The 22,300-nt window shown below is 69.6% G+C and carries 24 protein-coding genes; 5 read left to right on the plus strand and 19 right to left on the minus strand.

All coding sequences use genetic code 11. The annotated features are described in order from the left end of the window. Positions 1 to 188: 188 nt before the first annotated feature. Positions 189 to 1,055: an oxygenase MpaB family protein gene (locus tag EIZ44_RS09130; RefSeq protein ID WP_167754059.1), complete on the plus strand. Its 867-nt coding sequence runs from the start codon at positions 189 to 191 to the stop codon at positions 1,053 to 1,055. Here EIZ44_RS09130 and EIZ44_RS09135 read toward each other — a convergent pair. From EIZ44_RS09135 to EIZ44_RS09145, 3 genes are read right to left on the minus strand one after another with little or no spacing between them, the layout of a single operon-like run. Next, positions 1,041 to 2,069, minus strand: coding sequence for a hypothetical protein (locus EIZ44_RS09135; protein ID WP_134728266.1), 1,029 nt, complete (start codon positions 2,067 to 2,069; stop codon positions 1,041 to 1,043). The two genes, EIZ44_RS09130 and EIZ44_RS09135, sit on opposite strands and share 15 nt — an antisense overlap. Before the next feature lie 13 nt (positions 2,070 to 2,082). Next, positions 2,083 to 2,775, minus strand: coding sequence for an ABC transporter permease (locus EIZ44_RS09140; protein ID WP_134662786.1), 693 nt, complete (start codon positions 2,773 to 2,775; stop codon positions 2,083 to 2,085). Beyond that, positions 2,772 to 3,683, minus strand: a complete 912-nt coding sequence (locus EIZ44_RS09145) for an ABC transporter ATP-binding protein (protein WP_134728267.1) — start codon at positions 3,681 to 3,683, stop codon at positions 2,772 to 2,774. Before EIZ44_RS09145 ends, EIZ44_RS09140 begins: the two co-directional genes overlap by 4 nt. Positions 3,684 to 3,754: 71 nt before the next feature. Here EIZ44_RS09145 and EIZ44_RS09150 point away from each other — a divergent pair, with 71 nt between their 5' ends. From EIZ44_RS09150 to EIZ44_RS09160, 3 genes are read left to right on the plus strand one after another with little or no spacing between them, the layout of a single operon-like run. Further along, complete coding sequence (locus EIZ44_RS09150) at positions 3,755 to 4,054, plus strand: PadR family transcriptional regulator (RefSeq protein WP_037806238.1); 300 nt, start codon at positions 3,755 to 3,757, stop codon at positions 4,052 to 4,054. Then, a complete protein-coding gene (locus EIZ44_RS09155; RefSeq protein ID WP_134728268.1) occupies positions 4,051 to 4,821 on the plus strand; it encodes a hypothetical protein in 771 nt (256 codons plus the stop codon). The genes EIZ44_RS09150 and EIZ44_RS09155 overlap by 4 nt, the downstream gene beginning before the upstream one ends. 4 nt (positions 4,822 to 4,825) lie before the next feature. Next, positions 4,826 to 5,677 (plus strand): hypothetical protein, encoded by an 852-nt coding sequence (locus EIZ44_RS09160; RefSeq protein ID WP_134728269.1) that lies wholly within the window; start codon positions 4,826 to 4,828, stop codon positions 5,675 to 5,677. Here EIZ44_RS09160 and EIZ44_RS09165 read toward each other — a convergent pair. The 3 genes from EIZ44_RS09165 to EIZ44_RS09175 all read right to left on the minus strand — a co-directional run bounded on the left by EIZ44_RS09165 (position 5,641) and on the right by EIZ44_RS09175 (position 8,689). Next, complete coding sequence (locus tag EIZ44_RS09165) at positions 5,641 to 6,471, minus strand: alpha/beta hydrolase family protein (protein ID WP_051728529.1); 831 nt, start codon at positions 6,469 to 6,471, stop codon at positions 5,641 to 5,643. The genes EIZ44_RS09160 and EIZ44_RS09165 overlap by 37 nt on opposite strands. Positions 6,472 to 6,678: 207 nt before the next feature. Then, complete coding sequence (locus tag EIZ44_RS09170) at positions 6,679 to 7,239, minus strand: isochorismatase family protein (RefSeq protein ID WP_037806232.1); 561 nt, start codon at positions 7,237 to 7,239, stop codon at positions 6,679 to 6,681. A 37-nt stretch (positions 7,240 to 7,276) separates the two neighbouring features. After that, positions 7,277 to 8,689: an MFS transporter gene (locus EIZ44_RS09175; RefSeq protein WP_037806231.1), complete on the minus strand. Its 1,413-nt coding sequence runs from the start codon at positions 8,687 to 8,689 to the stop codon at positions 7,277 to 7,279. Positions 8,690 to 8,865: 176 nt separating this feature from the next. Between EIZ44_RS09175 and EIZ44_RS09180 the strand changes: the two genes are divergently transcribed. Beyond that, on the plus strand, positions 8,866 to 9,729 hold the full coding sequence (locus EIZ44_RS09180; RefSeq protein WP_037806228.1) for a helix-turn-helix domain-containing protein: 864 nt from the start codon (positions 8,866 to 8,868) through the stop codon (positions 9,727 to 9,729). Between the two features lie 51 nt (positions 9,730 to 9,780). Here the strand turns inward: EIZ44_RS09180 and EIZ44_RS09185 are convergent, their stop codons facing one another. The 13 genes from EIZ44_RS09185 to EIZ44_RS09245 all read right to left on the minus strand — a co-directional run bounded on the left by EIZ44_RS09185 (position 9,781) and on the right by EIZ44_RS09245 (position 21,022). Further along, on the minus strand, positions 9,781 to 10,752 hold the full coding sequence (locus EIZ44_RS09185) for an NHL repeat-containing protein (RefSeq protein WP_134662782.1): 972 nt from the start codon (positions 10,750 to 10,752) through the stop codon (positions 9,781 to 9,783). A gap of 105 nt (positions 10,753 to 10,857) precedes the next feature. Continuing rightward, complete coding sequence (locus EIZ44_RS09190) at positions 10,858 to 11,616, minus strand: SDR family NAD(P)-dependent oxidoreductase (RefSeq protein WP_134728270.1); 759 nt, start codon at positions 11,614 to 11,616, stop codon at positions 10,858 to 10,860. Positions 11,617 to 11,648: 32 nt separating this feature from the next. After that, entirely contained in the window at positions 11,649 to 12,419 is a 771-nt protein-coding gene (locus EIZ44_RS09195; RefSeq protein WP_134728271.1) for an SDR family NAD(P)-dependent oxidoreductase, read from the minus strand. Beyond that, positions 12,416 to 13,393, minus strand: a complete 978-nt coding sequence (locus EIZ44_RS09200; RefSeq protein WP_134728272.1) for a beta-ketoacyl-ACP synthase 3 — start codon at positions 13,391 to 13,393, stop codon at positions 12,416 to 12,418. The genes EIZ44_RS09195 and EIZ44_RS09200 overlap by 4 nt, the downstream gene beginning before the upstream one ends. Next, positions 13,390 to 13,647 carry an acyl carrier protein gene (locus EIZ44_RS44620; RefSeq protein WP_158714388.1) on the minus strand — a complete coding sequence of 86 codons (258 nt, stop codon included), beginning with the start codon at positions 13,645 to 13,647 and terminating at the stop codon, positions 13,390 to 13,392. The genes EIZ44_RS09200 and EIZ44_RS44620 overlap by 4 nt, the downstream gene beginning before the upstream one ends. A 44-nt stretch (positions 13,648 to 13,691) precedes the next feature. Continuing rightward, positions 13,692 to 14,657 carry a zinc-binding dehydrogenase gene (locus tag EIZ44_RS09210; RefSeq protein ID WP_037806224.1) on the minus strand — a complete coding sequence of 322 codons (966 nt, stop codon included), beginning with the start codon at positions 14,655 to 14,657 and terminating at the stop codon, positions 13,692 to 13,694. A 2-nt stretch (positions 14,658 to 14,659) separates the two neighbouring features. Continuing rightward, positions 14,660 to 15,727, minus strand: coding sequence for a 3-oxoacyl-ACP synthase III family protein (locus EIZ44_RS09215; protein WP_134728273.1), 1,068 nt, complete (start codon positions 15,725 to 15,727; stop codon positions 14,660 to 14,662). Next, on the minus strand, positions 15,724 to 16,599 hold the full coding sequence (locus tag EIZ44_RS09220) for a hypothetical protein (RefSeq protein ID WP_037806221.1): 876 nt from the start codon (positions 16,597 to 16,599) through the stop codon (positions 15,724 to 15,726). Before EIZ44_RS09220 ends, EIZ44_RS09215 begins: the two co-directional genes overlap by 4 nt. Next, entirely contained in the window at positions 16,596 to 17,210 is a 615-nt protein-coding gene (locus tag EIZ44_RS09225; RefSeq protein ID WP_037806219.1) for a hypothetical protein, read from the minus strand. The genes EIZ44_RS09220 and EIZ44_RS09225 overlap by 4 nt, the downstream gene beginning before the upstream one ends. 38 nt (positions 17,211 to 17,248) lie before the next feature. Beyond that, positions 17,249 to 18,463 carry a cytochrome P450 gene (locus EIZ44_RS09230; protein ID WP_134728274.1) on the minus strand — a complete coding sequence of 405 codons (1,215 nt, stop codon included), beginning with the start codon at positions 18,461 to 18,463 and terminating at the stop codon, positions 17,249 to 17,251. A 22-nt stretch (positions 18,464 to 18,485) separates the two neighbouring features. Next, complete coding sequence (locus EIZ44_RS09235; RefSeq protein WP_134728275.1) at positions 18,486 to 19,340, minus strand: AfsA-related hotdog domain-containing protein; 855 nt, start codon at positions 19,338 to 19,340, stop codon at positions 18,486 to 18,488. Further along, positions 19,270 to 20,043 carry an HAD family hydrolase gene (locus EIZ44_RS09240; protein ID WP_134728276.1) on the minus strand — a complete coding sequence of 258 codons (774 nt, stop codon included), beginning with the start codon at positions 20,041 to 20,043 and terminating at the stop codon, positions 19,270 to 19,272. Before EIZ44_RS09240 ends, EIZ44_RS09235 begins: the two co-directional genes overlap by 71 nt. A gap of 697 nt (positions 20,044 to 20,740) precedes the next feature. Next, positions 20,741 to 21,022: a hypothetical protein gene (locus tag EIZ44_RS09245; RefSeq protein WP_134728277.1), complete on the minus strand. Its 282-nt coding sequence runs from the start codon at positions 21,020 to 21,022 to the stop codon at positions 20,741 to 20,743. Between the last annotated feature and the right edge of the window lie 1,278 nt (positions 21,023 to 22,300).

A 22,300-nucleotide genomic window follows, 5' to 3' on the forward strand; every position in this document is an offset into this window, starting at 1 on the left:
ACCGGTGCGCAGCCGGATATCGGGGATTCGGCGGAAGCGCGGCGGCGCGGGCATTCACGCCGTGCGCATTATGCCGGTCATCGTACTACGGAAAAATGGCTCGCGGGACAGTTTTCCGATTGCGGCGAATTACGATTATTGCGCTCGCCGGCCGCGCCGGAGACGAACTCGGCGTATGCTGGCGGGCGATGGCAAATCCCGAACCGCTCGGCGCGGGAAGCGTGATGTGGGACGTCGCGGGGGAGCTGCGCGCGTTCCTCGTCATTCCCTCCACTCTGCTGCTGCAGGTGATGCATCCGGTGGTCGGGGCGGCGGTGAGCGCGCATTCGGCGTTCCGCACCGACCAGTGGGGCCGGGCGAGCCGCACGTCGGATTCGATGCTGCGCTACATCTACGGCGGCGAGCTGGCCTTCGCCGAGGCGCGCCGGCTGCGCGAGCTGCACAAGCCCTTCCATGGCGTGGACGAGCACGGCCGCCGCTACCACGCGCTGAACGGCGCGGCCTACGCCTGGGTTAACGCGACGCTGGCAGAGCGGTACCTGACCTCGTGCGCGCTGTTCGGGCCGGAGCTGTCGGTGCGGCAACAAGAACGGCTGTACGCCGATTCCGTCCAATTAGGACATGTACTGGGCGTTCCCGGCCGCGAGATGCCGCCCACGCTGAACGAGTTCCGCGAATATTTCGCGACCATGATCAGCGGGTGCCTCGAACGCTCGGCCGCGGCGCTGGCTGTGCTGTCCGACTTGCGCGATCCGCCGCCGCCACCGGCTGTGCCGCCCGCGCTGTGGCGGCGGCCCGGCCGGATTCTCGGCCGTGCCGCCGGTTTCGTCACCGCCGGCACGTTGCCACCCGAAGTGCGTGATGTGCTGAAGTTGCGCTGGACACCCGCGGACCAGCGCCGGTTCGAGCGGTTCGCGGCCGGTGTCCGCACCTGTGCGCCCTGGTTGCCGGAGAGGCTGCGTTACGTCCCGGCAGTACGGAAAATTCGGACGCGGGCGGCCCGGGCAGGGGAGCCCCGGACCGCCCGCGCGGCGGATGAATCAGGTGCGGAGTGAGGCGGCCCGTCGACGGCCTCCGCGGGGCATGCCGGCCGCCGCGGCGAACGCCAGCAGACCGATCAGCAGTGCGGTGATCAGCGTGATGCTCGCGTATGTTCCGACAGAATCGACTTGCGCTCGGTGGCCAAGCAACTGCCATATCCGGTCGCGCAGCACCGCCGCGGCCGGAAGCGTCAGCGCGCCCGCGATCACCGCGACGCGGGCGGCCCGCCGGATGCGGCCGGGGCGGGCCGATTCCGCGCCCCGGGGCACCGCGATGTGCAAGACGGCGTTCGAAATCAGGCAGAACGCGAGGAATCCGCCGAACGCGACGAGCACGCTCATGCCGTACAGCAGTGGGGTTTCGCCGCCCTCGCCGAGCGCCTGCATCGAGGCGACCCCGATGCCGGCGAGTGCGCTGAGCAGCACCGCGGACGCGACGATGTGGTCGCGCACGAATCCGAGCGGCCGGTCGATACGCACGCGGGCGATGCGGTGGACCAGTTCGGCCAGGTCGTCGAGCCAGTCGCCGTCGGGACGGCCGGATTCGGTCTGCGGCAACTGCCGCAGCGCCGTCCGGTGCAGCGCGAACGACGCCGCGGCCAGCAGTGCCAGCGGGACCAGGCTCGCGATGAGCCCCGGCGTTTTCTCATCCCACCGGTCGCGGTCGGCCGCCAGCACGGTCGCGACGACGTCGGTCAGGACGGTCAGCGCGACCAGTGCCGAGCTGACCAGGCAGCCGCGCGCGAGCTGGTTGATCCGGAACACCGGCTGCGGCTGCCCGCGCCGCCACAGCGAGGCTCGCACGACGAGCAGCGCGGTCATCGCGGGCACCAGGAACTCGGTGAACGAGATCATCCCGTGGTACGGGTCGTCCTGCCACGGCGTGCTGGCGCTGATGCTGGGGAACTGGGTGGTCGCGTACGCCCAAGCGGTGAACACGACCCCGGTGAGGACGCTGCACCACAGCGCCCACGCGGCGGGACGGCGGGCCGGGTGCCCGGCCGGGATTTCCAGTGCGTCTGTCGTCACGGCGAACACCTCGTCAGCTGTTGATGTCGCGTCGGGCGAACAGGACCAGCGCCACGACGTCCAGCAGGATGAACGGCACGGTCGCGTGCAGGACCGCGGCGGCCGGGCCGGTGTGGTAGCCGATCACGCCGAGAGTGAAGTCCTGCAGCAGGTTTCCCGGCAGCCACTGGTCCAGTGTCTCCGACCGGCCCTGAAGCACCTTCTCCGCGGGAAGCACCCAGGCGATGGTGATGGCCAGCGCCGCGGGCACCGACCGGGTCAGCACGCCGACGGCGTGCCCGAAAATGGTGAGCGCCACGCAGGCGAGCGCGAACTGCCCGGTCGCCACGGCCATGTCCCGCGCGGTCGCGGCTTCGCCGAAAAGCCCGCTGGCCGCGTACGAAACCAGGCCGATCAGCACCGCGGCGCCGAGTGCCACAGTCACCGAGGCGGCGAGCTTGCCGGCGAACACCGAGAGCCTGGACGGCCGCGAGATCAGCCACGGCCGGATCGTGCCGGTAGAGAAGTCGTTGGCGGCCACGACCGCGCCGCGGCCCATCAGCAGCGTCGCGGTCAGGATCGCCACCTCGCGGAAACCCCACAGCGGCGGATGGCCCTGCGGGCCGGCATTGCTCATCGAAAACAGCGTGAAAACGATGCACAGCAGCAAGAACACCAGGGTGGTGCGGCTGCGCGCGCGCAGGAGTTCGGCGCGGTAGGTGGTCATGAGCGGGCTCCGGCGATCGCGATGTGGAAGGCTTCTTCGAGGGTCGGTGCGAGGTGGGTCAGTTCGATCAGTTCGATGTCGGCTTTGACCGCGGTGCTGAAGATCTGCTGGGCGATGGAGTCGGCCGCGCCGTCGGCGACCGCCCGGATGCCGTCGTCGGTCTGCGCGGCGTCGATGTGTTTCTCCCGCAGCAGAGCGGTCAGCCGCGCGGTGTCCGCGCCGTCGGAGCCGGCGACCCGCACCCGCAGCGTCGGCGGGCCGACGAACGAATCGAACGGGCCGTCGTAGAGGATCCGCCCGCCGTGCAGCAGGGCCAGCGCATCCGCGGTGCCTTCGAGTTCGCGCAGCTGGTGGCTGGAAACCACCACCGCGGTGCCCTCGTCGGCGACCGTCCGGATCATCGCGCGCAGCTGCACGATGGCTTCCGGGTCGAGGGCGTTCGTCGGCTCGTCCAGCAGGAGCAGATCCGGCGATCCCAGCAGCGACTGCGCCATCGCGACCCGCTGCCGGTAACCCTGCGAGAGCGTGCCGGCGCGACGCTTGAGCACGTCGCCGATCTGCGCGAGCTCCACCGCGCGGGCCACCTCGGCAGCGTCCGCTCCGGTCAGTATCCGGTGCATCTCCAGGTTGCGCCGGACGGTCAGCCCGTTGAACAACGCGGGGGCTTCGATCATCGCCGAGAGCGCGCGGCCGCCGTCGCGGGACGGCCGCACCGTCACGGTGCCCTCGGTCGGCCGGATGAGCCCGGTGACGATGCGCATGAGCGTGGACTTGCCGGCTCCGTTGAGCCCGACCAACGCGGTGACCTGGCCGCGCAGCGGCGCCCAGGACACCGATTGCACCGCGGCAGTGGATCCGAACCTCTTGGAGACGTTGTCCAGGACCACTGGTGTGTCGTTTTCCACCATGACCCGGATAGTACACGGCGCGTACGACGCGGCGCGTACTAGTATGCTGAGAGGCGAGCAAGGGAGAACGGATGCAAGCCAACGACGCGCAAACCCTGGTGCTGTGTGCACTGGCCGACGGCCAGTTGCACGGTTACGCCATCAACAGCGCGATCGAGCAGCTGACCGGCGAACGTCTCGGCGCGGGCAGCCTTTACGGCGCATTGGCCCGGCTGGAGGCGAAGGGGCTGGTCGAATCGCTGGAGGAGCAGGGAAGGCAACGCCCGGTGCAGCTGACCGACCGCGGGCGGGAGGTCCTCGAACGCGAACTGCGGGCGATGGCCCGGGTCGCCGACGCCGGCCTGCGGCGGCTGGGGGTGAACCCGGCATGAGCTGGGCGGCGCGGCTGGTCCGGCTTTATCCGGCGTCGCTGCGCAGCCGCTGGGGCGCGGGGCTGGAAGACGAGGCCCGCGCCGCCGGCTGGCGGCGGCTGCCGAACCTGGTCGTCGGCGCTCTGGACATGTGGGTGCATCCGGTGGTGTGGCCTGCCGATTCGGCCGCGCAGCGGCGCAGCCGGGCTTCCGCACTGGTTTTCGCGGCCGGGCTGAGCGGTTGGCTGCTCGGGCACGTCGCCGTCGAAGACTCGCTGCTGCCGGAGAACGTGGTGCATTCGTGGGCGGCGAACATCAGCGATGTGCTCGTGCTGGCGGGCCTGGTGCTGGTCGTCCCGTTGCCGCGGCTTTCCGTGCGGGCGATGCTCCGCCTGGTCGCGCAAGCCCTGCGCCGGCTCGCGGTGCCGGTCGTCATCGGCGGCGCGGTGTACGTCGCCGCGAACCTGTCCGCCTCGCTTTCGCCGGGCCTGCGCATCACGCTGCTGGTCGGGTGGTGGCTGGCGCTGGTGCTGGGCTCGGTGCAAGTGTGCACCGTCGTCGCGGGCCTCGACCCGGAGGACGTGGTGGCGCCCGAGCCAGGGCGGCTGTGGTGGGGGATCGGCATGGTGGCCGCGGCGCTGGCGGTCGGCGGCGGTGTGGTGCTGTGGTCCACTGTGGTGGACGGCGTGACCGGCCTGCTGCCCCTGGTTCTCGGAGGTGCGCTGCTCGTGCTGACCGCCCTGTGCGGCTGGACCCTGCGCGACCTCTACACCCTTTCCGCCGGCTGACGCCGTGCTCCGGGACTTCGCGAGGCAGGCCGTCGTACGCCCGTTCGCGCTCCTCCTGCGCAACCCGAGCGTTCTCGCCGTCGCGGTGGTCGTGCTGGCTTTTTCTCTGCTGGTCCCGGATCAAGGCATCGCCACCGACGTCTTCCGCCGCGGCTGGCTCTTCGACGACGCTCCCGCGGAAGCATGGTCCCTGATCCGGTCGCCCGCGTTCCTGGCGGTGGCCGCGGGCGGGTTTGCGGGCAAGATCTTGGTCAGCGCGGCCGCTTCGCAGCAGTTGATGCTGGTTTTCCGGGACCGGCGCACGACGTTGTTCGCCACGCTGCGGTCGATCCGCGTGGGCTCCGTCTGCTGGCTTTTCGGTGCGGAACTCGCGCTTTACGTCCTGTGCGCACTGGCCGGCTTGCTCGGGTACCTACCCGCCCTGCTGGTGTGGCGCACTGCCGGGGCGGACCTGACGATTCCGTTGCTGGCCGTCGCCGTGCTGGCCTTCCCGGCCGCCTATGCCGCGGTCTCGGCCGCGATCGTCGCCGCCCCGCTCCCGGTTTCCGTGCGGGAGCGGAGCTCGGTGGTCGCTTCGATGCGGGAACGCCGGATATTCCTGCCCCTCTACGGATTGTTCGCGGTCCGGGTGATTCTGGAAACGATGCTGCTGGGCGTGGCGCCGCTGGTGTTGCTCGATGTCGTCCACAACAAGCCGCTTGCGACGCTCGCGGTCGGTGCGGGTGTGCTGGCGCCGTCGTTGTTGCTGCGGGGGAGTTGCTACGCGTTGATGCTGTACGCCTTGCGCCCGGTTCCGGTGATAGAGCGGGTTTTCGGGCCTTACTTCGCCGATTCCGAGCCGGTCGGGGCGAGATAGCCGGGCGCGGAGAAGGCGGTGCGGACCGCGTCGAGCACCGCGTCGAAGGCCGCCGAGGTCGGGTCGATCAACTCGAAATGCCCGGTGCCCGGAAGGATCGTCAGCCGTGCGTCGCCGCCTTGGGCCAGTGCGGCGGCGTGGAACCGGACGCTCTGGCTCACCGGCACCCGGTCGTCCTGGTCGCCGTGGACCAGGACGCACCGCGCGGCCGACGGCACGAGCCGGATCGGATCGGCCAGGCGGTAGCGGGCGGAAAGACCGTCCGGCGGACCGCCGAGGAGGCGGTGCACCGCGCCGTCGTCGAGGTTGCGCCGGTGACCGTCGACCAGATCGCAGACGCCCGCCAGGGACACCACTCCGTTGACTTCCGTCCGGTTCCCCGGCGCGCCCGGCCCGCCGTCGGGCAACCGGTCCCGTAAAGCCGTCCAGAGCGCGAGATGCCCGCCCGCGGAATGCCCGACCAGCACCGTTGTCTCGCGTCGTGCCCCGACGAGCCGCGGAAGCGCATCGACCGCAGCCGCGACATCGGTGAACGTGCCCGGCCAGCCGCCCGCGTGCTGCCCGACGCGGTGGTATTCGACCGCGACCGTCGTGTAGCCCTGATCCGCGAGCGCCGCGCAGAACGGACGGATATGCGACCGGTCGTATTCCGCGGCCCAAAACCCTCCGTGCACCACTACGGCGATCTGTTCGCCGCCGTGCCACATTTCGAGCACGTGCTCGGATCCGGTGCCGTAATTCTCTATCCGGTCCGCCGGACGCGCACGCAGGGACAGTACATTGGCAAGGCTCATCGGACCGGTCTCCTTGTCCCCGCGGGAATCCGGTTGCGACCTTAGCAAGCGCAGCGGAGCCGGACAACAGCTTCCGACGGCCGCGAGCGTAATCGGAGGAAATGTTATTTATTGTTCCGTAAATAGCGCGTCGAGTCCGCGAAAAAGGCCGTTGGCCGGGTCATCCCTGGGGGGAAGAAGACCCGGTCAACGGCCGCGCGCCCGATATCAGTGAGAGTTCTTCAGGTGATCGATGATCTCCTGTGCGGTACCGCTCTCACCGAGCATCGGGAAGATCCGCTCGATGCTGTTCCGGTGCGTTTCGGCGTTCAGGTCGGTCATCGCGTCCACCGCGAGCGTGACGTGATAGCCGCGTTCGTGCGCCGCGCGGGCGGTGGACTCGACGCCGATACTGGTGGCGATGCCGGCCAGCACGACCTGGGTGACGCCGAGCCGGCGCAGCCGAAGGTCGAGCGACGTCCCGTAGAACGCGCCCCAGTTCGGCTTCGTCACGACGTGGTCGCCGGGCTGCCGGTCCAGTTCGGGCACGAACTCGGCGAAGTCGGCAGGCAACTCGCCGCCGCCGGCGGGAGCGTCGGTGCGGCCAGGAGCGCCGCCGTCGACGTTGACCAGCACCACCGGCAGGTCGTGCCGGTGGAAGGCGGCGAGCAGCTGGTTGCTGCGCTCGACGATGTCCGCGGCCGGGTGGACGGTGGGCAGTGCCACGATGCCTTTCTGGAGGTCGATCACGATCAGTGCGGTGGTGCGGTCCAGCGTGGTGATGGCCACGGGTTCTCTTCTCCTTGTTGTCGTACTGCTGAAAAGGTCAGGAAGTCTTGTCCGGCGCGGGTTTCCGCAGTTCCCGGTCGAACACCACGGTCAGGATGGTCGCCGCGGAGCCGAAGGTGAGGATCAACGCCAGTTCGTGCAGCCCGGCATCGGTGGCCTGTTCGCCGAAGGTCAGGCTGATCAGGCTGGCCGACGCGATCGCCCCGAGGTAGGAGAACGTGCGCAGCAGCCCGGCGGCCGAGCCGGTGTGCGAAGCCGGTGCCTGCCGGTACATCGCGGCCTGGTTGCTCACCGCGTTGAGCCCGTTCTGCAGCCCGAACACGAGGCTCGTCACGATCAGCAGCCACAGCGGCGAATCCGCGTGCAGCAGCAACAGGCACGCGCTGGCCGCGGTCAGCGCGATCGTGCCTGCCAGCAGCGGGCCCCACGCCCCGCACCGGGCGATCAGCGCCGAACCGGCGGCGGCCACGACGAAGCACGGCACCATCAGCAGACCGGTCGTGGAGCTCGAGAAGTGCGCGCTCTGCTCCAGCCACATCGTCCAGCCGTAGAGGAAGCAGTACGTCACCAGCATGGTCACCGCGTACCGCAGATAAGTCGTGGTCAACGCCCGGTTCGTGGCCAGCATCCGCACGTCGAGGAACGGCGTGGGATTCCGCAGTTCCCACCAGACCAGCACGCCAAGCAGCACCGCGGCGCCGCCGAGCAGCCACCAGCGAGGCGCGCTCAGGTCCATCAGGAATACCAGCAGGCCGATCAGCACGACCGCGAACAGCGCCATTCCGGCCGGGTCGAAACTGCGCAGCCGCGAAGTGCCGCGCTCGTTCGGTTCGTCGGCGGGCAGCCAGCGCAGAGCGCACAGCACGCTGATCGCCGCCAGGGGAAGGTTGACGACGAAGGTGGCCCGCCAGCCGCCGATCGCGATCAGCAGACCGCCCAGTGGCGGACCGACCGCCATGCTGGTCCAGCCTGCGATCGCCAGCGCGCTCAGCACTCCGCCCGGGGCCGGAGTGCGCAGCCGCTCGGATTGCCGCCGCACCATGGCCATCGCCGCCGGATACGCGGCTGAGGTGCCGATCCCGATGATCACCCGCGCAACCACCAGCAGGGACAGCGTCGGCGCGAGGAACCCGAGCAGTCCGCCGAGTCCGACCAGCGCCGAGCCGATCAGGTAGACCCGGCGCGGTCCGAACAGGTCGGCGAGCCGTCCCGCGGTCGGCTGGCCCACCGCGGTCGCCACGTACAGCGCGGAAACCAGCCACGTGGTGGCGTCGGCTCCGACCCCGAACGCCTGGCCGATGGAAACCAGCGCGATCGCGATGATCGACGAGTTGACCGGGTTGAGCACGGAGCCGATCGAGGTCGCGGCAGTGAACCGGCCGCCGAACCCCGCCTGTTCCGGCGGCGGACCCGCCCAGCGGCCGCGCGGCGGCGAAACCGTGCCCGGCATTCGTGTCACGGATCTCCCTTCGGGTCTGCCCGGGTTTCCGGGATGACTTCGACCCTGGCAGCAAGTACCGTCAGGAAGAAGACCGCAGTGTGCATGGCACCACCGTGCCTGCCAGTGAAAGGGACAGGCAGCGTCCGGCAACCACCACACCGGCGAGCCCTGGAAGAGGAGAATCCGTGCCCACGAGCACGCCCGCCCTGCTCGGCGAATTCCTGCTCGCCCGGCGCGCCCGGCTGCGCCCTGCCGACGTCGGGCTCCCCGAGGGCACCGGACTCCGCCGCACGCAGGGGTTGCGCCGGGAGGAACTCGCCACTCTCGCCGGGCTCAGCGTCCAGTACTACATCCGGCTGGAGCAAGGCCGCGAAACCAATCCGAGCGGCGTGGTCCTCGACGGGATCGCGAATGCGCTGCGGCTCAACCGGGAGGAGCACGCGCACCTCTACGCGCTTGCCAACCACACCGCGCAACGCGTGCTGTCACCGGGAAATCCGTCCGAACGCGAGGTGCGGCCGGGCATTCTCCGGCTCCTCGAGACGGTGCGCCCGTGGCCTGCGCATCTGCTGAGCCGAACCAGCGACATCCTCGCCGCGAATCCGGAAGCGCTCGCGCTGTTCCCGGGATTGACGGATTGGCCTGCCGAACGCCGCAATACGATCCGGTACCTGTTCCGGCATCCGGCCGCGCGGGAGCTTTACGTCGATTGGGAGGAAGCCGCGGTCAGCACCGCCGCGCAGCTGCGCTCGCTGCTCGCCGACGCGCCCGAGGCTCCGGACCTGGCCGCGCTGGTCGAGGAACTTTCCCGGGACAGCACGGAATTCTGCCGGCTGTGGCAGCGCTACGATGTCCGCAGCCGGCGCAGCGCCCAAGCCCGGCTGCGGCATCCGGACCTCGGCGAGGTCACGTTCGACTACGAGGTGCTGCGGCTGGGCCCGGGCGGCCAGCGGATGACGATCTACCAGGCCGAACCGGGCAGCGCGGACCACGAGGCGCTGCGGAGGCTCGCGGAGATGGCCTCCCGTGCGGGTGCCGGCGGCGGCTGAGACCGCCGGCACCCGCACGGGAGGCGCTACGGCTCTCGCGGAGATCGTCCGCTAGACCCCGGCGACCGCGGCGACGTCGAACGGGGTCACGGGCGTCGGGCTGCCGAACTGGCCGCGGGTCACGACCGTCTGCCCGCCGTAGCGGATCACCGAACTGGGAATCCGGAGGTCGTCGCTGGTGAACGAGACCTCCGGGGAGGCGACACCGGCGTCGCCGCTGAGTCCGGCCCGCACCACCGTGTTGCGGTAGTTCTGGGCGATCCACATCTTGTCGCCGGCGATGGTCAGGCCGTCGCCGTCGACAAACTTCGCGCTGCTCTGCACGACGCTGACCGAACGCGTCGCCAGGCAGATCCGGAACAATTGCCCGGTGGTGGAGTTGACTGTCACCAGATTTCCGCGGTACACGCCGATGCCGTTGAGGTTCAGCTGTTTCGCCGTGCCGTAGTCCGCGGGCGTGCCGCGCAGGGAGAGCCACTGCGGCAGGGTCGCGCCGTTCGCCGCGCCGGCGAGATCGGCCGGGGCGACCCGGTACACCACCGGCAGATACGAATCGGTGATGTACGCGCTGCCGTCCGGGCCGAAGGCGACATCGTTGAGCAGGCCGTCGGTGCTGCCGCTGGTGAATGCCGCGATCCGCGCTCCGGTTTTGACGTCGTAGACGTCGACGATGCCGGTGGGGCCGCCCAGCACCCACAGCCGGCCGGCGCTGTCGACTTTGACCCCGGTCGCGTTCGCCCTGCCGTCGGCGCCGCCGGGAATGAACACCTGCGCCTGCCCGGAACCGGCGGCGCGGCGGTCGACTTCGCCGTTGGTGTAGCTGGAAACGTAGATGTCGCCGGTGGCCGGGTCCGCGGTCAGCGACTCGGGAGCGACATTGCCTGCCGGAAGGGTGAACAGCGGCGTCACCGGACCGGCTGCGTCCGCCGTCCCCGCGGTCAGCGCCAACGCCGCGCAGGCGGCCAGCAACGCGATGCCGCGGCGGCCGGCCCTGCCCGGCGTCCGCGATTCGGAAAAGAACATGGTCGTCCATTCTTTCGTCCATCCGCGCGCGATTTTTCGCGCGCGGAACCCCAGTGCTGAGAAAAATGCTTCCCCAGGAAAAACAGCCGAAATCGGTTCCGTCGGTCAGACGACGGTCCAGCCGCCGTCGACGACGAAGCTCGTGCCGTAGACGAACCTGGCCTCGTCGCTGGCCAGGAACAGCACCGTGTCGGCGATCTCGTCCGGCTGGGCGTGCCTGCCGGCCGGCACGCGGCGGACGGTTTCCAGAATCGGCAGATCAGCCTGTGCCAGCAGCGGTTTGGTCATTTCGGTTTCGACCGCGCCGGGCAGCACCGCATTGGCCCGCACGCCGTGTTTGCCGTATTCGAGGGCCAGTTGCCGGGTGAATCCGATGACGCCGTGCTTCGACGCGGTGTAGGCGACCCCGCCGCCGCCGGCCACCAAGCCGGAGATCGAGGACGTGTTCACCACCGCCCCGCCGCCGTCGACGAGCGCGTCGAGCAGCGCCTGGGTGACGAGGAACATCCCCTTCAGGTTCACGTTCAGGACGCGGTCCCAGGCTTCCTCGGTCGTGTCGCGCAGGGTGGCGTAGTAATCGAAGATCCCCGCGTTGTTGACCAGGACGTCCACTGTGCCGAACTGCGCGGCGACCTCGCCGGCGGCCGTCCGCACCGACTCCGCCGAGGACACGTCGACCGCGAACGCGGCGGCCCGGAATCCACGGTCTGCCAACGTTTTCGCCGTCAGACCCGCGCCGTCGGCATTGACGTCCCATGCGGCGACGACGGCGCCTTCGGCGGCGAATCGTTCCGCGGTCGCCCGCCCGATTCCCGATCCCGCCCCGGTGATCACCGCGACCTTTCCGTCGAGGCGGCCTCCCATCGCCTTCTCCTTTCCCGCGCCGGCCGGCGGCGTCACTGGATGGTGAATCCGCCGTCGACCGGCATCGCGACGCCGGTGACGTAGGAGGCACGGTCGCTGCACAGCCACGCGACCACCTCGGCGGTTTCCTCCGGCTGCGCGGTCCGGGGCAGCGGGGTCAGCTGGTGCAGCGTCTCCTCCATGCCAGGGTTCTTCGTGAACCAGTCGGCCACCTGCTCGCTGTGCGTCGCGCCCGGTGCGATGGCGTTCACCCGGATCCGCTCGCGCCCGTACTCCGCGGCAGCCGCCCGGGTCAGGCCGACGACGGCGTGTTTCGCAGCGATGTACGGCGCGGACACGGGTGACGCGACGAGCCCGCCGACGCTGCTGGTGTTGACGATCGCACCGCCGTTCTCGTTCGTCAGCATCGTGGTGATCTCCGGACGGAGGCAGTTGAAGACACCGCGCAGGTTGGTGTCGACGAGGTAGTCGTAAACATTGTCGTCCATCAGGTGCAACGGGTCGCGCCCGATGCCGTGGCCCGCGTTGTTGAAGGCCACGTCGAGCCGGCCGAACCGCTCGACGGCAAGGTCCACCGCAGCCGCGCATTCTTCGGCGACGCGCACGTCCGCGACCGCGAACTCCGCTTCCGCGCCGCGGTCCCGCAGTTCCTCGGTCAACGCCTCCAGCCGCTCCTTGCGCCGCGCCACCAGGACGACCTTGGCGCCCTCCCGCGCGAAAACCTTTGCCGCCGCGGCGCCGATCCCGCTGCTCGCGCCGGTGATCAGCGCGACCTTGCCTGCCAGCAGTCCCGGATGGTTCATGGTGTTTCCCTTTCGGTTGGTTCTCCGCTTGCGCCGGGTCCCGCTTTCCACGAAATGACCCCGGCGCCCCAGGTCAGGCCCGCGCCGAAGGTGGCGAGGCCGAGGATTCCGCCCGCGGGCGCCAGCTGCTGCCCTGCGGCCTGTGCGAGCGCGAGCGGGATCGACGCGGACGACGTGTTCGCTACCCGGTCGACATTGAGAAAGACCTTGCGCTCGGGCACTTCCAGCCGTCGGGCAACCGCCTGCACGATTCGCGCGTTGGCCTGATGCGCGACGAAGAGCGCGAGGTCGCCTGCGCTCAGCCCGGAGGTTTTCAGCACCAGCCGGGTGTGCCCGGTCATCGCCTCGACGGCGTGTTCGTAAATGTCCCGGCCGCGCATCCGCAGCAGCCCGTCGTGCCGGCCGACGTACAGCAGGTCGATCTTCGTCCCGTCCGAGCCCAACGCGAAGACCGGCCGCATCGCGCCCGGTGCGCGCGACACCACCACCGCGCCCGCGCCGTCGCCCAGCAACACGGCCGTGCTCCGGTCGGAGAAGTCGGTGATGCGCGAAAGCGCTTCGGCTCCGCACACCAGGACGTGCTCGGCGCGCCCGGACTCGATGAGCGCGATCCCTTGGTCCAGCGCGTAGAGAAAGCCGGAGCAGCCGGCGCTGACGTCGAACGCCGCCGGACAGTCGAGGCCGAGCCGGGTGGCCGCCTCGACCGCGACACCCGGGCTGATCCGGTCCGCGGTGGACGTGGCCACGATGACGTGCCGGATCGCCCGCGGCGCGACCGCCGCGTCGGCGAGCGCGGCGCGGCAGGCCCGCTCCGCGAGGTCCGCGAGGGTTTCGTCGTCCTCCAGCCAATACCGCTGCCGGATGCCGGTGCGCTGCACGATCCACTCGTCGGACGTGTCCAGGTGCGTGAAGTCGTCGTTGCCGACGACGCGGCGCGGCAGCGCCGATCCGGCCCCGGAGAGCGTGACCGTCATCCGAGCCCGGCCTTCCGGTAGATCACCGCGAGCGCCGCGCGGAGATTCTCGGCGTCTTCGAGGTCGCCGGGGTGCACGTCGATGCCGAACTCGTTCTTGACCGACAGGCCCATGTCGGTCACGTTCAGCGAATCCAGCCCCAGCTCGTCGAAGGACACGTCCGGGCCGATCCGCTCCCGGGCCGCGCCCTGCTCCGCCAGCGCGTCGATCACGAAGGTCTCCAGCGCCTCGCGGGTCACCGCGGAACTGCTCACCACACCACTCTCCTTGGGTTCGTTTTTCCGTGCGGACAACTGATTCAGACCGTGAACACGACCTTGCCGAACACGTTCCCCTCCGCCATCGCCCGGAATCCGACCGCCGCACGCGACAGCGGCAGCACCCGGTCGACTTCGGGCGCGAGCCGGTGCTCCGCGCAGAACCGCAGGAGCCGCGCCAGGTGCTCGCGGGTGCCGAGCGTGCAGCCGGTGAGGGTGAGCTGCCGGTAGAACACGTGCGTCAGGTCGATGCGCGGAGTCGCCCCGGTGGTCGCACCGGAGACGACGATGTGGCCGCCGGACCGGACGCTCCGGAGCGAATGCGCCAGCGTCGCCTCGCCGACGGTCTCCATCACCGCGTCGACCCGGCGCGGCAGGCGGGTTCCGGGCGGGAAGGACGCGTCCGCACCGAGCCGCTCGGCCCGCCGCCGCCGTTCTTCGGTACTGCCGGTCACCCAGACCCGGAACCCGCCTGCGGCGGCGAGCGCGACGAGCGCGGTCGACACCCCGCCGCCCGCGCCCTGCACCAGCACCGTGTCGCCGGGTTTCAGCGGCGCCTGTTCGAACAGCATCCGATACGCCGTCAACCACGAACCCGGCAGGCACGCGGCCTCCTCGAACGAAAGCCACGACGGTTTGGGCAGCAGGTTCCGGACCGGGACGGCGACTCGTTCGGCGAACGTGCCGTCATATTTCTCGCTCAGCACGGTGCGGTCCGGATCCAGCGTCTCGTCGCCCCGGTACTCCGGGTTCCCGATGACCGAATGCACGAGGACCGGTTCGCCGTTCTCGTCGACGCCGGCGGCGTCCGAACCGAGTACCACCGGCAGCCGCTGGTGCGGCGGCACCACGCCGCGCAACGTCCACAGGTCGTGGCGGTTCAGCGAAGCCGCGCGAACGGTCACCGTCGTCCAGCCTTCGCCAGGGGAGGGGTCCGGCCACTCTCCGGCGCGCAGCTGGCCGAGCGGGTCGGCGGCGTCGGTGCCCGCCGCTGAGATCGCGAACACCGCTAGCCCCCGGCCGCGCAGTGGCGCAGGCACATCGAACCCCACAGGAACCCGGCGCCGATGCCCGCCATGATCAGCACGTCGCCGTGTTCCGCGGGGCCGTTCAGCGTCTCGTGCAGAACGGTGAACATGCTGGCCGCGGCGGTGTTCCCGAAGCGCCGGACGGTGGTGGGAGCTCGCTCGGCGGGCACGCCGAGGCTCGCCATCGCCTCGGTGATGATGTTGAGATTGGCCTGGTGCAGCAGGTAATAGCCGACCTCGTCGAGACCGATCCCGGCTCGTGCCGCGGTTTCGCGGATGCTGCGCGGCAGCCGGTCGGTCGCCATGGTCCAGACTGCCTTGCCGTTCATCTTCAGGTACTGGTCGCGCCGCTGCAGGGTTTCCGGGCTGGTCGGCGTCCGCGAGCCGCCTGCCGGGATCTCGACCTCGTAGGACAGTTCGGAATCGGTGTGCCAGGACAGGATTCCGAAGCCGTCCGCGGTCGGCGCAAGCAGCGCGGCGCCCGCGGCATCCCCGAGGAACACCCGGGTGCCGCGGTCCTGCGGGTCGGTCGCCCGCGAACCCGCGTCGGCCCCGATCACCAGCACGTGCCGGTACGAGGTGTTCTGCAGCAAGTGCGCCGCCACCACCAGGGCGTAGATCCCGCCGGCGCAGGCCGCCTGGGTGAGGTCGAGCGGGACGGCGCGGTGCGCGCCCAGCCGTTCCTTGACCATCAACGCGGTGGAGGGCAGCGGCTGGTCCGGAGTGAACGTGGTGACGATGATCGCGTCCAGCTCGGCCGCGGCGACACCGCCCCGGCGCAGCGCCTCGCGCGCCGCTGCGATGCTCATGTCCGATGTGGACAGTCCAGTCGCGAGGTACCGCCGTTCTTCGATCCCGGTGCGGGACCGGATCCACGCGTCGGAGGTGTCGAGCGTGCGGGTGAGTTCGGTGTTGGTCACCACCCGCGGCGGCACGCACAGCCCGGTCGACACGACGCCGACCGGCCGGCGCAAGCCCGCCGCCGCGTTGCGCCCGCGGGCGGCCTCGTCGGCCGGATCGCTGACCGGGGACACGATTCCTGACGTCATTTGCCATCTCCGTTGCGGGGCCGGGTGGTGAACTCGGCGAAGCCGGGCGCGTCGAGGCGCAGCTGCGCGTGGATGTCGGCGCCGAGACCGTGGTGCCCCACCGCGCCGCCGTAGTTCTGCTGGTAGCTCATCCACAGCACGACGAAATTGACCAGCCGGTCCGCGCTGTTCGGCGCGTCCGCGGCCGGGAACGGGTCGGGCAGCACGGCGCGGTAGCGCCCGTTGCCCTCCTCGTCGGCGACGAACACATTCGGCACTCCCAGCGGGCTGGGGTGGGCCGGGCCGTCCGGGTCCATGTCCCGGCGGCGGATCGCCATCACGGTGTACAGGCTTTCCGGGATCAGCCCGGAGAATTCGCCGCGGAACTCCGCCGCCGTGCTGTCCTCGGCCAGCGTGACGGTCAGCGTGCCGCGGGCCTTGACCCACTGCCCGAGCGTGACCGGCGCGGTCACCTTCGGGCCGTCTTCCGGCTGCAGATCCGGAATCGGGGCCTGGTGGAACGGATAGCTCGGGCGCGTCACCGAGAACGGCTCCGGCTGCTGTTGCGGCGCCATCACCGCGGTGTAGTTGGAGCAGGGCAGCGGCAGCGGCAGCGTGGCGAGCACCATCGCCTCGTCCTCGGCGGAAAGCTCCTCGGGCAGTTCGCGGACGATCCGGTAGGGGAGGGTGCTCCCGAACTCCGGGAGCGGGCTGTCCGCCGCGACGATCGCGCGTCCGGGCGCCGCCGCGACGCTCCCGTCCGGCTGCGCGCGGGTGATCGTGCCGATGACGACGAAGTCCCCGTCGGTGTTCATCACCTCGCTCGGCGGGTACAGCGGGCCCTGGGTGGTCATGCTCAGCCGGTAGACCGCGGACCGGCACGGCTCGGTCATCGGGACTGCTCGCCTTCAGCGGGAACCCGCCGGTAGATCCGGGTGTAGAGGCCTTCGTCGGTGACGAAACGGGGATGCGCCTGCCGGGCGATCTCGGCGTACCGCGCCGAGGCGAACGTCGGCAGGTACTCCTCCGGCGGGCAGGAGAACCCCGCGACGAACAGCACGCCCGGCTCGGTGCTCACCAGCGAGTGATAAGCCAGGAAGGCTTCGATCTTGGCCGACTCGCGGACCTCGGCGAAGATCGTCCCCTCGCGCCAGGCCAGGTATTCCTCGTGCACCGGCGGTTTCACCTCGACGTGCCGCAGTTGCACGTACGGGGTGTCCGGGAGGTCTCCGTCGACCGGCTTCGGCGCGGCGACGAATTCCAGCACCTGGGTGCGGAAGTCGCCGGTCTGCAGCGGCGCGAGCGGTTTGCGCAGTTCGCGCAGCCGGGCCAGCGGCGCGGCGAGCGCGGCCGCGTCGGCGACCGGCGTCAGCTCGAGGATCGCCGGGTGTTCGAGGCCCTCGTAGAGCGTGCCGGAACCGGTGTCCCGCAGCGCTTTGACCGCGTCGGCCGCCGACTGCCCGGCCACCGGGATCTCGGTGGCCAGGAGCAACGATGAAGTCATGAAGATTCCCTTTCCGGGTATCGGGGTTCGCGCCGCGGTCACCAGGCGACCGGCAGCTCGTGCACGCCGTAGATGAGCATTTCGTGCTGGTAGCGGACTTCTTCCGGAGCGACGGCGAGCCGCAGGGCGGGGATCCGCCGGTAGAGCGTGCCGTAGACGACCTGCAACTCGACCCGGGCCAGCGACTGGCCGAGGCATTGGTGCGGCCCGTAGCCGAACGCGAGGTGGTGGCGCGCCTTCTGGTGCGGGTCGAGGTCGTCCGGGGCCGCGAAGTGCCGGGGATCTCGGTTGGCGGCGGCGTTCGCGACGATCACGCCTTCGCCGGCGCGGATCAGCTGCCCGCCCACCTCGATGTCGGCGACCGCCACCCGCCGCCTGCCGGACTGGGTGATGGTGAGATACCGCAGCATTTCTTCGGCCGCGTTGGCGAGAAACGCCGGGTCGTCGCTGTCGCGGATCTCGGCCAGCCGGTCCGGACGGGCCAGCAGCGCCGCGGTGCCGAGACCGATCATGTCCGCGGTGGTCTCGTGGCCGGCGATGAGCAACAGCATGCTGGTGTCCACGACCTGCACCGAAGTCATCCGCCCGGCCCGGACCTGGTCGTGCACGAGCCGGCTGATCAGGTCGTCGCCCGGCGTCGCCTCCTTGGCGGCCACCAGGTCGCGCAGGAAACCGCGCAGCTCCTCCCTGGCGTTGTTGATGCCTTCCCGGCTCAGCGTCTTGTCCAGCATCGCGGCCGAGCGGTCCTGGAAGAACGCGGAGTCTGCGAACGGCACGCCGAGCAGTTCGCAGATCACCAGCGAGGAGACCGGCAGCGCGAAACGGCTCACCAGGTCGGCGGGCGGGCCTTGGGCGAGCAGAGCGTCGACGGCGTCGTCCACGATCTGCTGCACGCGCGGCCGCAGCTGCTCCGCCCGGCGCCGGGTGAACTCGCGCATGAGCACCCTGCGCTGGTCCAGATGCTCGGGGCCGTCCATGTTGATGAAGCTGCGCCAGGTCGAGGCGAGCTGCGCCGGCCCGGTGGTCGGGTAGCCGGGCAGCCGGAAGTTCGAGCTGAACCGCGCGTCGCCGAGCACCGTGCGGCAGTCCGAGTACCGGGTGATCAGCCAGTGCCGGGAGCCGTCCCAGTTGCGCACCTGCTGGACGGGCCGGGTCTCGCGGATCTCGGCGAGTTCCTCCGGCGGGTCGAACGGGCAGCCGGGGCGGCGGGGCATCGGGAATTTCGGCGGTCCCGCGCCTTCCGTCGTCGTCATGGTTCTCCTCTTCGCAGCGGGGTCAGCGGGCCGGGTCGGGCGCCGGGGCATTCTTGAGGGTGTGCCGCAGGGCGCGTTCGGCTCCGCGTTGCTCCTTGCGCTCCAGCGACTGTGCGGACAAGGCGGTGCCGACCGTCCGCACCTCCGCGATGTGCAGCCCGGCCTGCCGGAATTCGGTCCGCACGTCGAAGACCGGCCGGCCGAGGTCGCTGGTCCCGGCGGTCACCGCGGAGCGCAGCCGGGTTTCCAGGGGATAAAGGAAGTTGCGGAAAGTTGTCTCCATCTTGTCGAACAGATGAATTTCGCCTTCGCTCGGGTAATAGCGCTCGCACACCGCGAGATACATCTGCCGCGCGGCCTCCAGCACGATCATTCCCTGGACGTGCACGCCCATGTGGTCGAGTTGGAACTCCTGGTCGTTGTGCAACCGCAGCGCTGCCTCGAACTCGTGGTCGCCCACCAGTTCCAGTCCGGCGACCAGAACGTTGTGCGGATTGTGCTTGTGGGTTTCCGACCGGTCGCTGAGCGGGCCGTGCGTCAGCGGGTGGATCTCGACTTCGCCGGACGTTCCCCGGTGCGCGATTTCGTCTCGGATCCGGTCCCAGTCGCATTCTTCCAAGCCTTGCCCGCCGACCAGCTTCGTCGCACCTGGCATGCCGTCGCCCCGTATCTTTTGGATCACTTGTGAAACCGTCAGAGCTCCGGTACGCGCGGCGAATTTCGAAAATCGATCGCCGACCACGACGAACGCAGTCATCCCCACCTCCACGGGGCTGGTGTCCTTGCTGAATAATGTGCTGCGGGAGTCAGTGCGCGGCGTTTTCCGGCGCGCCCGAATGCCGCGGCGCGGGTTCCGCTGGCAGGACGGGCCAGCCACGGGCGGTCAGCACCGGATCGTTCCCGACCACGACCGGATTGCCCACCGCGGCCAGCATGTCGAGGTCGCTGGCATGGTCGCCGTACGCGAAGCAATCACGCGGATCCAGATTCGCCGCGGCGATCTCCGCCGTCACCGCGTCCCGCTTGGCCTCGCCGATCATCGAACGGCGGACTTCGCCGGTATACCGCCCGTCTTCCGAGGTCAACGGCTCAGAGCAGAGTACGAGGTCAGCCCCGAGATCCTCCGCGAGCGGCGTCAGGCAGGCCGTGAAGGAGCCGGACACCAGCACGATCCGGTGCCCGGCGCGGCGATGTCTCTCCAGCGCCGCCAGGGCGGCCCCGACGAACGCTTCGGGACCCGCCCGGTACGTCGCGTACCAGGCCCGGCCCACGGCCTGCACCTCGGCCGCAACGGTCCCGGCGAAATACCGGTAGTAAAGTCGATTCCCTTCCTCCCGCGGCCTGCCGGAGGCAGCGATCTGCCGCAATTCGCCGGCGCGGCGGGCATACCCGCTCCCGTCGTCGCCATGGCGTTCCATCCAGTAGCGCAGGAAAGCGAACATGCTTTTTGCGGTGATGACTGTTTCGTCGACATCGAAAAAAGCCGCACGCCGGACCGCGGCCCGGCTTTTTAATTCTTCCACCGTACCCCCAGTGCGGTACGGGCGCAGTTGCCGGATGCGCCCGTACCGCGTTGTCATGATGCCGCTGATGCACAGCTGTTTCCGATAAATGCGTCACCCGCGCGGTTCCCGCGCCGCGACGCCCGGGAACGATCCGCTGTCGCGCGCAAACCCCCGCCCGGAGATCGGATCCGACACTGAAGCTCTGTTCCCCAGATGGCGCGAGAATGCCCACCCGGTCTCCTTCTCACATGCTACAGGCGCAGCCGGTGAATTCGCTGCGCCATTTCGGTGATCCGAATCACGAGCCCGGCAGAACCTGAGGAAAATCTCGAAACGGACAAAATGACGACCGCAATGATCGCAATTCTATGAGAATTGTTTTTCTCGAATTGAGCGGACGGAAAGCCCCGCCCAGTGCGATAGCCGCACTGGGCGCGCGGTCCGGCTCCGAGATCCGCAAACGGGAAGCGGGGCAACCGCGGCCAAGGTGGGGACAGTTGCGTTCCCGGTCGCCGTGAGCACGCAGCGGGCGCCTGCGGCCCAGTAGACCGCGTCAAGTCCACGGCGGGCCGCAAGACGACGGGACGCGGGCGCGTGTGCTCCTGGCGATCCGATGCTGGCTGCGGTGACCGTGGCAGCCTCGGCGAGGAGCCTTCCCGCACCGGGAAACCCGTGCGGATCTTGTCGGCGAGAGGTCGGTGCCCTGCGCGCGTCGCGATGCGGCAACAGGTTCGGGGAATGAACAGGAACAACCGCGAGTACCGGCCGGATTTCACGCCGTGCTGGGTCCCGCGAGAGGCGGGTCCGGGTGGCCCATCGCGAGCCGCTGGTTCTCTGGCGAGAAGACTCCGACCTGGCTGTCGATGAACCAGGTCTCTCGGACGCCGGCGACAAGTACCTTGACCGGGCGGCTGTCGCTCGCCCGCACGCCACGGCCATGGAGATTTTCCGACATTGCCCGGCGGGCCGCCATCCGGCCGGTCGGCGACGTCGAGGGGGAACCGATCCGGCCGGAGTCCTGCATCGCAGTGACCAGACTCTCGGGGCTGGTCACTGTCCGGGCCGAAGGGTAGAACCGGTGCTGCGGCACGTCAGTGGCTATAGCTCTCCACTTCCGACCCTGCCCGCAAAATCTGCACTGGCTGCCCGCGGCGGTCGGGCGTCCGGCGAGAATCTCCGGTTTCGCAACCGCCCATGACTCCATTGCTCAACGGCCTAGGCATCGGCGTTGTACTGCGCGGTTCGGCGGCGAGCACGTCGAAACCTCGTCCGGGGACGCGCCGTGGGACAAATGTCAGACTCGCGGTCACCGCCGACGGAGCATTGATCCATCCGAAAGGCTCGTCCGCGGTTCCGGCGGCGCGGAGGCCCCTTGGCCGTCCGCTGCCGCGGGCGGATCGCGCCGCCTTAGGGTCAGCTGATCTTCTTCTGGCTGGGGCTGCGGCTAACCTGGTCGGGCGGCGGGGGCGCGAGGGTTGCACTGCTTGTCCTCGCGTGCGTGGCGAGCGCGGGTTTTCGTCGGTGACTCGCATCGTTCCGTTCGATTCGTTCCGTACCCCGGAAAACGAGCGCTTAGTTACGATCAATTTCGTTCAGGGGCACAGTTCCTGGTGCGGCGGTCCGGCCCGGGATGCGGTCTCGCGGACGTCGCCGCAACTTCGGCGGAACGGTGATGGCACGGCCTGCCAAGGACAGCCGGGAGCGGCTGCGTCGTCGAGTCTTGTGGAACACAGTGGTGCCGCGGCCGGGCAACCGGGTCGAGGACGATCTCCCGCCGCGTCAACGCGAGTAGTCCGCCCCGGCCACCTCGAGCAAGCGAATCGCTCCGCCCATGCTGTTGCCGGGCCCGGTCGACCCGCCGTCGCGCGGGCAGTAAGGCGCGAGAACGCAGCGGATTACTTGACCTATTAGCCGGTTCTGCGCTGTTTGCGCTCTTTGGTCACGATCATTTTCCTGAATAATGTGCAAGTGGAACACGAACTGGTCGGCCGGCCGATCGGCAACTCCGGGGCGGGGCGGAGCCGTGCAGCGATGTTGTTTGCCGCTGCTTAGCTTTTGCGGAATCTGAAGTTCGATGCGCTCAATGCTGGGAAGTTCGCACTGTCGTCCGCGGTGTTACGCCCGGAATGTCATCCTGTGACCGTTGGTGCCGCTGATCTTTCCCGCATCGAGCGGTGGGTCTGCCCGGCAGTCTGTTCGTTAATGATGTTCCGTCCTTTGGGGCAGCGAGCGCATCCGCTTGCTGTACGCGCCGCGCGCGGAAAAGCGAAACGGGCGCAAAAATTGTCAAAAAACGCAGGAGGCAGTGGCCCGAAAGGAGCAGTACGGTGCC

Source organism: Amycolatopsis nivea (genome assembly GCF_004522235.1).
Classification (GTDB): domain Bacteria; phylum Actinomycetota; class Actinomycetes; order Mycobacteriales; family Pseudonocardiaceae; genus Amycolatopsis; species Amycolatopsis nivea.